7 protein-coding genes are annotated in these 14,329 nt (G+C 64.9%); 4 read left to right on the forward strand and 3 right to left on the reverse strand.

The window, feature by feature from the left end; genetic code table 11:
* Positions 1 to 144: 144 nt before the first annotated feature.
* Positions 145 to 2,808 carry a glycerol-3-phosphate 1-O-acyltransferase PlsB gene (gene plsB / locus XarbCFBP7408_RS18495; protein ID WP_104564201.1) on the reverse strand — a complete coding sequence of 888 codons (2,664 nt, stop codon included), beginning with the start codon at positions 2,806 to 2,808 and terminating at the stop codon, positions 145 to 147.
* On the reverse strand, positions 2,808 to 3,788 hold the full coding sequence (locus XarbCFBP7408_RS18500) for a hypothetical protein (protein WP_181106874.1): 981 nt from the start codon (positions 3,786 to 3,788) through the stop codon (positions 2,808 to 2,810). Before XarbCFBP7408_RS18500 ends, plsB begins: the two co-directional genes overlap by 1 nt.
* A 406-nt stretch (positions 3,789 to 4,194) precedes the next feature.
* Here XarbCFBP7408_RS18500 and XarbCFBP7408_RS18505 point away from each other — a divergent pair, with 406 nt between their 5' ends.
* The 4 genes from XarbCFBP7408_RS18505 to XarbCFBP7408_RS18520 all read left to right on the forward strand — a co-directional run bounded on the left by XarbCFBP7408_RS18505 (position 4,195) and on the right by XarbCFBP7408_RS18520 (position 13,426).
* Complete coding sequence (locus XarbCFBP7408_RS18505; protein WP_104564203.1) at positions 4,195 to 5,247, forward strand: LacI family DNA-binding transcriptional regulator; 1,053 nt, start codon at positions 4,195 to 4,197, stop codon at positions 5,245 to 5,247.
* A 165-nt stretch (positions 5,248 to 5,412) separates the two neighbouring features.
* On the forward strand, positions 5,413 to 8,442 hold the full coding sequence (locus XarbCFBP7408_RS18510) for a TonB-dependent receptor (protein ID WP_104564204.1): 3,030 nt from the start codon (positions 5,413 to 5,415) through the stop codon (positions 8,440 to 8,442).
* 324 nt (positions 8,443 to 8,766) lie between these two features.
* Positions 8,767 to 11,799, forward strand: coding sequence for a TonB-dependent receptor (locus tag XarbCFBP7408_RS18515; protein ID WP_104564205.1), 3,033 nt, complete (start codon positions 8,767 to 8,769; stop codon positions 11,797 to 11,799).
* A 106-nt stretch (positions 11,800 to 11,905) separates the two neighbouring features.
* A complete protein-coding gene (locus tag XarbCFBP7408_RS18520; protein ID WP_104564206.1) occupies positions 11,906 to 13,426 on the forward strand; it encodes a tryptophan halogenase family protein in 1,521 nt (506 codons plus the stop codon).
* A 204-nt stretch (positions 13,427 to 13,630) separates the two neighbouring features.
* Here XarbCFBP7408_RS18520 and XarbCFBP7408_RS18525 read toward each other — a convergent pair whose 3' ends face one another.
* The gene (locus XarbCFBP7408_RS18525) at positions 13,631 to 14,326 is read right to left on the reverse strand and encodes a hypothetical protein (protein WP_146093789.1); all 696 of its coding nucleotides are present in this window, start codon (positions 14,324 to 14,326) and stop codon (positions 13,631 to 13,633) included.
* Positions 14,327 to 14,329 lie beyond the last annotated feature (3 nt).

Below are 14,329 nucleotides of genomic sequence, written 5' to 3' on the forward strand. Positions count from 1 at the left end.
TGCTGACCGGCCCTCATCCGCCCTTCGGGCACCTTCTCCCGGTGGGAGAAGGGAAGCCTCTTGCGCGTCTGCGCTTCCCTGCTGGTGCGCTGCCATTGCCTGCATCACATACCGCAGGGAGACGATGGCGTTTGTAGCGTCGCCCTATTCGACCGGCGGCAACACCATATCCGGCTTGACCGCTTCGGGACTGACCCGCTCGATGGTGTGGCGCAACTCGCGGCCAAGGATGAACTTGGCGTCCTTGGCCCAGGCATCCAGGCGCTCGTCGAACAGCAGCTTGCTGTTCTCGTCCGGCCACACCAGGCGCAGCTCGCGCAGTTTCTGGATGAAGCTGCGGAACAGGGTCTTGTCGAAGAACTCCGGGGCGGCCGGGGCATACAACAGGCTCAGGCGTTGCGCGGCCTGCTGGCACAGGCTTTCCAGTTCGCCGGCACCGAGCACGCCGGGGCCGTTCTTCACCAGCACCGAGATGGCGATGTAATAGCGCTCGAAGGCCTGCTGCAGCGAATGGCCGATCGCACGCAGGCGGAACACCTCGTCGGTCTGCCCGGTATTGCGGGCGAGGATGCCGCCATCGTCGTCGGTGACGTTGAGCAGCAGGCCTTCGCGCACGAACATGTCGATGGTCTGTTCGATGCGCTCGGCAAAGCGGTCCTCGCTCCACGGCAGGAACAGCTCCGCCTGCAGGAACGGGTACACCGTGCGGCCCAGGCGCAGCAGACCGGCACGGCTCATGCGGCGGTTGTTCTGGAAACAGCACGCCACCCACGAGGAGGCGGTGAACAGGTGCAGCACATTGTTGCGGAAGTAGCTCAGCAACACCGCGGTGTCACCGCTGACGCTCAGCACATCGCCCAGCGGATGCGACACACGCGTGAGCACGTTGATCTCTTCGGCGTGGGTGATGATGCGCGCCGGGGTGTGCGGGGTGACGGTGACGCGGTCCGAATACGGCATCTCGGCCAGCAGCTTCTTGCACAGCTCGATCTGCGCGATCAGGTCGGCCTCGCCCATCGCGTGCTTGGGCGTGGACAGCAGCGCCAGCGCCAGCAGGTTGATCGGATTGACGTCGGCGGCGCAGTTGATGCGGGTCTGGATCTGGGTGGACAGCGTGTCCACCGCCGGTGCCAGCCAGGTGGGTTTTTCGTCGTCGGGCATCGGTTGGCCGTCCCAATCCGGCGCGTGCTTGGCCAGCACGTCGTTGAGCGCGATCGGCTCGCCGAAGTTCACCACCACCTGGCCGTAGTTCTGCTTGAGCACCTTGGGGATGGACCACAGCAGGCCCCAGATGGATTCCTTCTCCTTGGGCCGGCCGGTGAGCTCGTCCAGGTAGCTGTTGCCTTCCATCAGCTTTTCGTAGCCGATGTAGACCGGCTGGAACAGCACCGGCTTGCGCGGCTGGCGCAGGTAGGCGCGCAGCGTCATCGCGATCATGCCGCCCTTGGGCTGCAGCAGGCGCCCGGTGCGCGAGCGCCCGCCTTCGACGAAGTATTCAATCGAATAACCGCCGGCCACCAGCTGCGCGACGTACTCGCTGAGCACCGCCGAATACAGCGCATTGCCCTTGATCGAGCGGCGGATGAAGAACGCGCCGCCCTTGCGCAGCAGCGTGCCGACCACCGGCAGGTTGAGGTTGATGCCGGCCACGATATGCGGCGGCACGATGCCGCGCTCGTACAGCAGGTAGCTCAGCAGCAGGTAATCCATGTGGCTGCGGTGACTGGGCACATACACCACCTCGTGCCCGGGCGCGGCCTGCTTGAGCTTGTCCAGGTGATGCACCAGCACGCCGGCGTAGATGCGGTTCCACACATGCGTGAGCAGGAAGCTGGCCGAGCGCACCACCGGGCTGGAATAGTCGGCGGCGATTTCCCAGGCGTAGGCGTGCGCTTTGCGCCAGGCGTCGACCGGCTTGGAGTTGTCGCGCTTGGCCTGGGTGGCGATGGCCTCGCGCACCGAGTCGGCGGCCAGCACCTGGTCCACCAGCAGGCGGCGGGTGGACAGGTCCGGGCCGATCACCGCCTCGCGGATGCGCCGGAAGTGGGTGCGCAGCACGCGCTGCAGCTTGCGCAGGGTGCGCTCGGGCGGCAGGCCCTCGGCCATGGTCTGGCGCAGCGAGATCGGCGGAGCGAAGCGCACGATGGTGGTGCGGCCGTTGAGCAACACCGCCAGCAGGCGCCGGAAGCGGCCGACCAGCGCCCAGTTTTCCGAGAACAGCACCGCGAACCAGCCGCTCTGCTTGTCCGGCGCGCGGCCGACGAAGATCGACACCGGCACCAGGTGCACGTCCAGGTCGGCGCGCACGCGGTGCGCCTGCAGCAGCTTGGCCAGCGAATCCGAATGGGTCTTGCCGCCGCGCTGCTCGGGAATCAGCGAGTTGCTGCTGCTGCGCCGCGACAGCGCCAGGTAGGCGCGCTTGCGCTGCAGCGGGTCGCCCGGCAGCGGCACCAGGGGCGAGGGCAGCCCGGCCTCGCGGCAGGCCTTGTCCAGGATCAGCGCGCTGGACAGGCCGTAGTCCTCCAGCACGTAGACCACCGGCGTGCCGTCGTCGTAGCGGCTCGGTTGGTCCGGTTCGATGGTCAGGCTCAGCCAGGGGTCGGCCAGGCGGCCGAGCAGGCGCGCCCACCACGGGCGTTTGGCGCTGCGGGCGACGGCGACGGCGGGCGCGATCGACGGCGCAGCGTCCGGCGGAACCGGAACGGCGCTCGGCAAGGGGGCGGCCGTGGCACCGAGATCGGCAGCGCTGGGCGGGGCGGGCTGGCCGTCCGGGAACGGCAGGGGATTCTGTTCTGGCATCACGGTCATTATCGCCCAGCCGGGCGTTGCCCGGTGGCGGCGGGCGTGGCGGGTGCGGCCGCCGGAGTGTCGGGCGTTGCAGCGGCGTCGGGTACGGGTACGGGCGCCGCCGGCGCAGCGCCGAGCAACGCCTGCACCTCGTCCTGGGTCTGCTGCTGGTACCAGTGGCCGTCGCGCTTGATCAGGGCGATGCTCAGGTCGATGTCGTACGCGGCCAGCGGATAGCGCAGCCGCACCTGGGCGCGGTCGCCGTCCTGCCTGATCAAGCCGGTGCGCAGCGCATCCAGGCTGCTGTCCAGCGACAGGCCGTAACGCTCCAGCACCTGCTTGGCCGCGGCCCAGAACGGCCCGAGCCGGCGCAGGCTCTCCTCCATCCCCAAGCGCTGCAGATCCGCGTCCGAGCCGATGCCGGTGGCGCGGGCGGCGGTCACCAGGTCGGCGATGCTGGCCCTGGCGCGCGCGCGATCGGCCAGCGGCGCGGTGGCGGCCCAGGCGCTCAGGGCATCGACCAGCTGCACGTAATGGGCGCGTTGCTCGGGCTGGTAGTCGCTGCGGCTGCGCAGGTATTGCACGCCGAACTGGCCCAGCGACTGCGCGGCCTGGCGGATGCCCTGCGACTGGCCGGCCAGCTGTGCATCGAAGGCCTGCTGCAGCTGGCGCTCGGCGCCGGGCGCCGACAAAGTGCCGAGCAGGCTGCCGACCTCGTTGGGCAGCGGCAGCTCGGTCAGCGGCCAACGGCTGGCACCGCTGCGCCAGGCCGCCTCCAGCTGGGTGTATTGCGCGGGGGTGACCCGGATCCGCGCATAAGCAACCAGGTCGCTGCGCCGCAATGGCAGGGTCATCGACTGCATCGCCGCGGCCGGCTCGGCGCTGGCGCCCGGCAAGGCAGCGGCCTTGTCGGCGCGCTGGCAGCTGCCCAGGCACAGCGCTGCCAGCAGCACCCACGCGATGGACTGGAACCGGCCGGCGTGGACGGTGGATGGCGACATGCGCACGCTGTTCCCCTGATCGATCGGCGCATCTTGCTGTCTGAACGCACTGGCGGCAAGGCGCGCGACAACCGTGCGCCCGGGTACGGTGGAAAAACGTTAGATTTTCGTAGTTACATGCATGTTGTCATCCAGTGTCCGACATTTGACTGCCGTTGTCCTTTTCGGACAAACTTGTCCAGGCGATGCCGCCCAGCCCTTGTGCCAGCTGCGTTTGGCCAATGGTGCAGCGCATCATGTAAGCGCTTGCAGTTCCTGCTAGCGTGCGCGCCATCTCGCTCCGAGGTCGCCATCGGTTGGGGCCGATGTCATTCATGTGCATGTGCGACACGAACGTTCTGCGCCAGCGGATCGTGCGACCCTCCCCGGCGTGCGGCGGCAGCCGCGTTGTCCTGGAGGTTTTGCCATGAGTCGGCCACGCTCCGAAGGCGGTAGCGTCACCATCAAGGACGTCGCGCGCGAAGCGCAGGTGTCGGTGGCAACAGTCTCGCGCACCATGAATGGGCACCAGCATGTGGCCGAGTCGGTGCGCGAGCGCGTGCTGCAGGTGGCCCGTGCGCTGCATTACATCCCGCACCACGCCGCGCGCAGCCTCAGCAGCCGGCGCACCCACACCATCGGGGTGGTGTTGCCGGACCTGCATGGCGAATTCTTTTCCGAACTGATCCGCGGCATCGACCAGGTGGCGCGCGAGCAGGGCTACCACCTGCTGGTGTCCAGCTCGCACGGCGACCCGCAGGCGCAGCGCAAGGCGCTGGAACGCCTGCCCGGGCGCGTGGACGGGGTGGTGGTGATGTCGCCCTCGCTGGGCGACTCCGGCGTGCACGAGGACGCCCTGCCCGGCGGCCTGCCGGCGGTGCTGCTCAACTGCGCCGGCGCGGCCAGCCAGCGCCCGGTGCTCAACGTGGACAACTACGGCGGCGCGCGGACGATGACGCGGCATCTGCGCGACAGCGGCCACCGCCGCATCGCCTTCATCGCCGGGCCAGCCGACAACTTCGATGCGCACGAGCGCCTGCGCGGCTACCGCGACGAGCTGGCACTGGATGCGCAGGCGCAGCCGTGGGTGCTGCCGGGCAACTTCGACGAAGAGTCCGGCTACCGCGCCGGCCAGACGCTGGCACAGGGCGCGCGCCCGGATGCGGTGTTCGCGGCCAACGACATGATGGCGCTGGGCTGCCTGTTCGCGCTCGGCCATGCCGGGCTGAAGGTGCCGCAGGACATCGCGCTGGCCGGCTTCGACGACGTGCCGATGGCGCGCTACGTGCTGCCGGCGCTGACCACCATGCGGGTGGATATCGCCGGGCTGGGCGCGCGGGCATTGCAGCTGTTGCTGGGCCAGCAACTGGTGGATGCGCCCGCCCCGCCCGCCGATGCCGCACCGCCGGCGTTTTCCGAATTGGTTCCCGAACTGATCGTGCGCGCCTCCAGCGCGCCGCGGGCGGCGCCTAGCGGTTGAGCACGTGCCCGTCGTCGCATCTTCACGAATTCTTTGCGGTTTCTTATGTTTTTTATAACGCCTGCAGCGTGTTTGTCGTTGTTCTGTCGTTTTTGACACATCGCACCACCCGCGCCACACCGACCACTTTGCCGGTTAGCGCCTGACCCCTGGGAGGGGGAAGCCATGAAGACCTACCGCACTGTCGTCACCCTGCCGGCGCGCAGCCTGTTGTGCTGCGCCCTGGCCGCCTCGCTGTTTGCCGCTGCCCCGGCCATGGCGCAATCCAGCAATGCCACGCTGCGCGGCCAGGTCGCTTCGGCACAGGCTGGCACCACCGTGACCGCCACCAACGTCGCCAACGGTGCGGTCCGGCGCGTCCCCACCGGCGCCGACGGTAGCTACGCGTTGGTCGGGCTGCCTCCAGGCACCTACAAGGTGGACGCCGGCCCCGGCAGCGAGCAGACCGTGACCCTGTCGGTGGCCTCGTCGGTCACCTTGAACCTGGGCGGCGCGGCGGCATCCGCGCCGGCGGGCGATGCCACCACGCTGGACGCGGTGCAGGTCACCGCCACCACGTTGCAGGAGGTCAAGACCTCGGAAGTGGGCACCAACGTGTCGTTGAAGCAGATCAGCACCGTGCCGCAGCTGACGCGCAACTTCCTGGAGTTCGCCGACACCGTGCCGGGCATGCAGTTCGAGACCAACTCCAACGGCAACAGCCAGATCCGCGGCGGCGCGCAGGGCAGCTCGGCGGTGAACGTCTACATCGACGGCGTCGGCCAGAAAAGCTATCTGTTCGGCGGCGTGTCCGGCCAGGAGCAGAGCGCAGGCAATCCGTTTCCGCAGCTGGCCATCGGCGAATACAAGGTCATCACCTCCAACTACAAGGCCGAGTTCGACCAGGTCGGGTCGGCGGCGATCGTGGCCTCCACCAAGTCCGGCGGTAACGCATTCCACGGCGAGATCTTCGGGCGTACCAGCAACACCGATTTCCGCGCGCGCCAGGCCGACGAACGCGCCGGCGCGCCCAACTCGGACGGCAGCAAGCGCAAGACCCATCAGGACGAATACGGCTTCGCGCTGAGCGGGCCGATCGTGCAGGACAAGGCGCACTTTTTCTTCAGCTACGAAGGCAAGGGTTTTGAAGTCTCGGCCGATCCGGTCGCCGTGCCGGATCGCTTCAGCGCGCTGAGCGACGACCTGCCGGCCGGTGTGCAGAGCCGGCTCGGCTCGGTCACGCGTCCGTTCAACGAAGACCTGTATTTCGGCAAGATCGATTGGGACATCGGCGAGAACGATCGCCTGGAACTCACCGGCAAATACCGCGACGAAGAAAGCCGCGACAGCGTCGGCGGCCAGACCACCGCGATCGCCTCCAAGATCAATCTCAATACCGAAAAACGCTTCGACCTGCGCTGGCAGCATTACGGCGAGCGCTACGTCAACGAAGCGCGCGTGTCGTATGAGGACGTGCTGTTCAATCCCACCGCCTACACGCTGGGTAGCCAGAGCGTATACACCCGCGGCATCGCCGAAGACGACGTGCTGCTCAACGACGGCGCCACCAGCGGGTTGGCGATTCAGCGCAAGGGCCAGAAAGGCCCCAGCTTCCAGAACGACCTGACCTTCAACAATCTTGAGTGGCACGGCAACCACGTCATCAAGATGGGCGTGAAGTACAAGGAAGTGGACCTGACCCAGAGCGAAAACGCTGCGGTCAATCCGTCGTTCTACTACGCGGTAGGCGATGGCGCAGGCACGTCGGCCATCCCGTACCAGGTGCGCTTCAACCTGCCGTTTGCCGGCGCCGCGCCGTCGGTGACCACCACCAGCAAGCAGCTGGGCCTGTATATCCAGGACGATTGGGACGTCAACGACAAGCTGCAATTGAATCTGGGCGTGCGCTGGGATGGCGAAAAGATTCCCTCGTACCTGGACAACGTGACCCCGCCGGAAGTGGTCGCGGCGTTGAACGGCCCCGGTACCGATCCAGCCGTGAGCGCCACCTACGCCGAGCAATTGGCCAAGGGCGGGGTCAACATCGACGACTACATCAGCAATGGCCGCAATCGCAAACAGGACAATAACAACTTCGCACCACGGTTGGGGTTTTCCTATGATTTCCGCGGCGACGAGTCGCTGGTGCTGTTCGGTGGCGCCGGCCGCAGCTACGACCGCAACCTGTTCGACGTGATGGGGCTGGAGCAGATCAAATCGGCACTGGCGCAGTACACGATCCGTTTTGCCGGCCCCACCAAATGCATCCCGGCACCCGGTACCTGCACCGCCTTCGACCCGACGTATGTCAGTAACCCGGACAGCCTGGGCAACCTGGTCGATGCGCGGATACGCAACGGCGAAATCAACCTGCTCAACAACGATCTGAAAACGCCGTATGCCGACCAGTATTCGCTGGGCTTGCGCACCCAGCTGGGCGAGTGGAACACCTCGGCGACGGTGTCGTATATCCATAGCAAGGACGGTTTCATCTTCACCCTCGGCAACCGCTACGCCAACGGCGCCTTCTTCCAGAACGGCAACCAGGCATTCGGCCAGACGCCTCAAGGTTTCGGCAATCTGATCATCGGCAACAACGGCGTGGAGACCAAGACCGGCCAACTGTTGCTGTCGGCGGACAAGGCGTATACGCAGGAAAGCGGCTGGGGCCTGACCGCGGCGTACACCTTTTCGCGCGCACGCGGCAATCGCGGTAACGACGATCGCTACGGGTTCGATGCGGCCACCATTGCCGACTATCCGTTCCTGGATCTCAATGCGGTGCCGCGTCATCGCCTGGTGCTGACCGGCATCTACGACCTGTTCTGGGGCATCAGTGGGTCGGCCAAGCTGACCCTGGCCACGGTACCGCCGCGTAACGAAGCGATCTCCTTCGACCAATACGGCGGCCCGAGCTCGGACAACATCCGCGTGGTCTCGGTGGACGCGCCGGGCGGCAAGTTCATCGCCGGCGGCGACATCTTCGGCACGCGCCAGCTGGATCTGTCGCTGTCCAAGGACATGCACATCACCGACGCGGTCACCGTGCAGGTGCGCGGCGATCTGATCAACGCGCTGAACTTCCGCAACTACGATCAGTACAGCATCGACTGGGGCAGTGCCGGCAGCTACGACCCGCGCGTGAGCATCAACCAATACGGGGCGATGTCCACCCCGCCCCGCACCTTGTTCATGAGCGCCCGCATCATCTGGTAACCCTTACCCGAGGCTGCGGTCCGCCGACGAAGCCAGCCAGGTCTGCCACCTGCGCTGGTGCGTCGTGCAAGGCGTTGCGATTGTGCTGTGGCGCACCGGCGCACTGTCCGGTAGCGATCCAGTCGATCGGCCACGCCTGGCCACTGCACTCCTGTCTTTGAAGCCGTGCCTGAAGGAGCAAGCGCCCGTCACCGCAGACCTGTGTTGTTGTTGCAGCCCTTGTGGCTGTTGTTGCCTGTCGTTCCTGTGTTTCACACCAAAGCACCAACCTATCGCGCCAGTCACTCCACTGGTTCGCGCTTTACCCCTGGGAGGGGGAAAGTCATGAAGACTCACCGTACCGTCTCCACCCTGCCGGCGCGCAGCCTGTTGTGCTGCGCCCTGGCTGCCTCGTTGTTCGCCACCACTTCGGCCATGGCCCAGTCCAGCAACGCCACGTTGCGCGGCCAGGTCGCTTCCGCGCAGAGCGGCAGCGAAGTCGTCGTCACCAACCTCGCCACCGGCTCGGTGCGACGTGCGCCGGTCAATGCCAACGGCAACTACACCATCGTCGGGTTGCAGCCGGGCACCTACAAGGTCGAATCCAACGGCATCAGCCGCACGGTCACCCTGTCGGTGGCCTCCAGCGCCACCGTCGATCTCGGCAAGGAGACGGCTGCGGCGCCCGCCGGCGATGCCACCACGCTGGACACGGTGACGGTCAGCGCGCCGATGATTCGCGACGTCAAGACCTCCGAAGTGGGCAACACCGTTTCGCTGCGGCAGATTCAGCAGTTGCCGCAGGCCACGCGTAACTTCCTCGAATTTGCAGACACGGTTCCCGGCATGGTGTTCACCATCGACCAGGACGGCAACACCAAGCTGCGTGGCGGTGCTTCCAACGCCAGCTCCAGCAACCTGTACATCGATGGCGTGAGCCAGAAGAGCTATGTCTCCGGTGGCGGCATTGCCGGCCAGGACGAAACCCAGGGCAACCCGTTCCCGCAGCTCGCCATCGGCGAGTACAAGGTCATCACCTCCAACTACAAGGCCGAATACGGCCAGATCAGCGGCGCGGCCATCACCGCTGCCACCAAGTCCGGTACTAACGAGTTCCATGGCGAGGCGTTCTACCGCTTCACCAACCAGGACCTGCGTAAGGAGCGTCCTGACGAGGAGAACGGCAAGGTCGATTCGCAGACCAAGGAATACGGCTTCGCAATCGGCGGCCCGCTGATCCAGGACCGCATGCATTTCTTCTTTGCCTACGAAGGCAAGGACAACGTTGCACCGAAGAGCGTGCAGCCCAGTGCCGAAGCCTCGCCGTTTGTCGGCTTGTTGCCCTCCAACCTGCGCGATCAGTTCGGTGCGTCCAACATGCCGTTCACCGAAGACCTGTACTTCGGCAAGATCGACTTCGAGCCCACCGACAACGATCGCATCGAGCTGGCAACGCAATACCGCGACGAAACTCAGGTGAGTAACGTTGGCGGCCAGAACGCACCGGATCGTGCGGTGGATAAGATCAACAAGGACAAGCGCACCAGCCTGCGCTGGCAGCACAGTGCCGACAGCTGGTTCAACGAAGCCATCATCACCACCGAGGATTCGAGCAATGTGCCGACGCCGCGTGGCACTGGCAACGGGTCCATCTACACCTACATCGACCGCACCGAAACCGATCCGCGCCAGTGGGTGTTCCTCAACACCGGCGCCGCCAGCGGCGAAGATTTCAAACTGCGCAGCCAGAAAGGCTGGTCTTTCCAGAACGATCTGACCTTCAATGCGCTGCAGTGGCATGGCGAGCACACCATCAAGACGGGTGTGACCTACCGCGACATCAAGTTGACCTCGCGCGAATCCAGCTCGCTCAACCCGCAGTTCAGCTATGAGGTCGGCCAGAACGGTATTGCGCCCGTGCCTTTCCAGGTGCGCTACATCCGCGCGTTCGATAATCCCGGCCAGCTGCCAGTGGTGGAATCGCCGTCCAAGCAATACGGCATCTACCTGCAGGACGACTGGGCGGTGAACGACAAGTTGATGCTCAACATCGGCGTGCGTTACGACTACGAAGACACGCCGGCCTACACCGACTTCGTGACCTCGCAGCCGTTCGTGGATGCGCTGTATTCCGACGATCCGGCCAACCCCGGACAGCCGTGGGCGAATCGTCTGCTGCCCAGCGGCATCAACGTGGCCGACTACATCAGCACCGGCAATAACCGCAAGAACTTCAAGGATGCCTGGGCGCCGCGCTTTGGCTTCTCGTACGATCTCTTCGGTGACGAGAGTGCAGTACTGCATGGTGGTGCCGGCCGCTCCTACGATCGCAACCTGTTCGAACAGCTCGCGCTGGAATCGGTCAAGGCTGCGTTGTCGCCGGTGGTGGTGTATTTCAGCGATGCTGCCAGCGGGCAGCCCTGCTTCCGCAACGACCGTGCCTGTGCTCCATGGAATCCGGCATATCTCAGCGGCATTGATCAGCTCAATACCATCCCGGGCACCAACGACAGCTCCGAGCTTTTCATGTTCAAGAACAAGCTCAAGACGCCGTACAGCGATCAGTACAGCATCGGCATCAGCAACCAGGTGGGCGACTGGCTGACCGACGTCACCTTCCAGCGCGTGCTGGCCTACGACGGCCTGGTCATGAGCCTGGTCAATCGCTATCCGAACGGCGCCTACTTCGATGCCAATGGTAGCGTGCCGTGGGGCGAGCCGGTGCCGGGCTATCGCAATACGATCCTGGGCTACAACGGTCTGGAGCAACGCAGCAGCCAGTTCCTGTTGTCGGCCGAAAAGCCTTACACCAAGGAATCGGGCTGGGGCTTGAACCTGTCTTACACCCATACCAGCGCGCGCCAAAACCGCACCATCGACGAGCCGTTTGCGTTCGACAAGGCGACCATTCGTGACTATCCGTTCGTGAAGTCGGATGCCGTGTCGGCACATCGTTTCGTGGCCTCTGGCTCGATCGATGGTCCGTGGGGCGTCACCTTAGGCGCCAAGCTGGTGCTGGCAACGCCGGAGCCGATCAACACGATCGCCTGCTACGGCTTTACCGATCCGGATGGCGGCACCTGCCAGGCCGTCGGCGTGACCCCGCCGGGCAATGGCAAGTTCCTGCTGGGTGGCAAGATCTGGGGGTATCGCACCGTCGATCTGCAGGCGAACAAAGAGTTCACGGTGGTGGGCGACTTCAAGCTCAACGCGCGTATCAACGTGCTCAACGCCTTCAACTTCAAGAACTTCACGCAGTACCAGTACAACAGCTTCGGCAGCGACGGACGCCTGCAGCCTGATATCACCGTGGTCAACAACGGCGAAATCAGCTATGTGCCGCGCAGCGTCGTGCTGGAAGTCGGCGCCAAGTTCTGATGCACCCAACACCATGTGTCTGCATCGCGTAGGCATATGATTCGAACGGGGCCAGCTGGCCCCGTTCGTTTTTCCGTCCGCTGTCTTTGCTCAGGAATGCACAGGCATGATTCCCGCTCCACTTCGCAACATTGTCATTGTCGGCGGCGGCACTGCCGGCTGGATGGCCGCCGCCGCCTTCGCGCGCGTGCTGGGCCCCACCTTCACTGTGCAGCTGATCGAATCCGAGCAGCTCGGCACTGTTGGCGTGGGCGAGGCAACCGTGCCGCACATCAAGGCCTTCAACAACCTGCTCGGCATCGACGAAGCCGAGTTCGTGCGCCAGACCCAGGGCAGCTTCAAACTCGGTATCGAGTTCGTCGACTGGCAGCGCCCCGGCAGCACGTACGTGCATGGCTTCGGCACCCAGATCGGGCACCCGCTCGGGCTGCTGCCCTTCCACCAATACTGGATCAAGCAACACGCACGCGGCAAAGCGCAGCCGCTGGGTGCGTACACGCTCAATACCGTGGCGGCCACGCGCGGCAAGTTCATGACCTCGGCCGGCGATGTGCCGCCCACCTCGCCGCTGGCCAACATCGCCTACGCGTATCACTTCGATGCCACGCAGTACGCGCGCTTCTTGCGCAGTTACTCCGAACAGCGCGGCGTCACCCGTATCGAAGGCATGGTCGAGCGGGTACGGCTGCATCCTGAAACCGGCCATGTGCAATCGCTGCAGCTGGCTTCCGGACAGGTGGTGCACGGCGACTTGTTCGTCGATTGCTCCGGCTTCCGTGGCCTGCTGATCGAGGAAGCGCTGCACACCGGCTACCACGACTTCACCCATTGGCTGCCGTGCGACCGCGCACTGGCGGTGCCCTGCGAAAAAGTCGGCCCACCGACGCCGTACACGCGCTCCACTGCGCGCGCGGCCGGCTGGCAGTGGCGCATTCCGCTGCAGTACCGCACCGGCAACGGCTATGTGTATTGCAGCGCGCATATCAGCGACGACGAAGCGGCCGCCACGCTACTCGCCAACCTGGACGGCAAGCCACTGGCCGACCCGCGCCCGCTGCACTTCACCACCGGCCGGCGCAAGCAGTGCTGGAACCGCAATGTCGTGGCGCTGGGTCTGGCCAGCGGATTTCTGGAGCCACTGGAATCGACCAGCATCCACCTGATCCAGTCCGGCATTTCCAAACTACTGGAACTGTTTCCGCGCGAGGGCATCAGCCCGATGCTGGTGCAGCGCTACAACGACCGGCTGGCGTTCGAGTTCGACCGCATCCGCGATTTTCTGCTGCTGCACTACCACGCCACCGAACGCGACGACAGCGCGTTCTGGCGGCATTGCCGCAACATGCCGATCACCCCGGAGCTGCGGACCACACTCGATCTTTTTCGCGACAGCGGGCGCTTCTATCGCAATGCCGAAGAGATGTTTGCCGAGATCAGCTGGGTGCAGGTGATGGTGGGCCAGGGCATCCTGCCGCAGGGCTACCACCCGCTGGTGGATCAGGTGCCCGACCGCGATGCCGAAGGCTTCCTGGCCAGCGTGGCGCAGACCATCGGCCACTGCGTGGACGTCATGCCGACCCACCAGCAGTTCATCGATCGCTACTGCAAGGCGGCGGCGCCACGTTGAGCGACGGCACCGCCGGCGCAGTCGCCGCACGCACCGATCGGCAGGCAAAAAAAGGATCGGGCACAAGGCCCGATCCCTTCGAAAACCGGGACAAGCCCGGTGGACAATGAGTGGCACAGCTTCCGACTGACATCGGACGAGGGGCATCGTACGCAGGCTTTAACGTTAAAGCAACACTTTAATAATATCTGCGTAACTCACTGATTAATCAGAGGTGGCAACCACTTCGGTCTCGTGAAACAAGGTCGGGAAGTTGCGTGCGAACTCTTCGCTGCACTGAGCAACGTAGTCAGCACCCACCTGCTTCACCTTGGCGTAGTCCGCCGCTTGCCAGTCGGCCAGTGACAACTCAATGGGTGCGGGATTGCAGCGTTGTGTGACCGTTGCCTGGCGCTGGCCGTCGCGGTCCGGAGCGCGCGCTTCCATATCCAATGAAAAGTGCAATTGGTAGGGCGTCTGCGAATCCGCCAACGAAGTGTAGATCAATGCCCATGTGGCGGGACGGATCACAAACTGCGCGGGCGGCGTGGCCGCAGGATGCGCCAGCGCATAACCGCGCAGTTGTTCTTCCAGCGCGTGCGGGAGTTCCTTGATTGAAGGATCTACCAGATCCTCATTCGGGTCACCGAGCAGATCCTCTTTCTTGAATGCCGTAATGTTTCCGCCGGTGCTCATCGCCCCGAAGATTCCCTGCATGACTTTCAGGCTGGTTGCCTTTGCGGTGTGCGAGCGATGCACGACACGCAACCCGGTGGTCTTGCGATAGATGTCTTTCGACGCGACCACGGTCAATGGTGGCTGGATCGGCTCGGCGACGATCGCTTTGGGTTTTGGAGCCGTTGCGCAGGCGCTGAGCAGTGCGGCGGCCAGGCCGATGGAGATCGAACGAACACGTGCCATGGC

Source organism: Xanthomonas arboricola pv. guizotiae (genome assembly GCF_002940205.1).
In the GTDB taxonomy this organism is placed as follows: Bacteria; Pseudomonadota; Gammaproteobacteria; order Xanthomonadales; family Xanthomonadaceae; genus Xanthomonas; species Xanthomonas arboricola_C.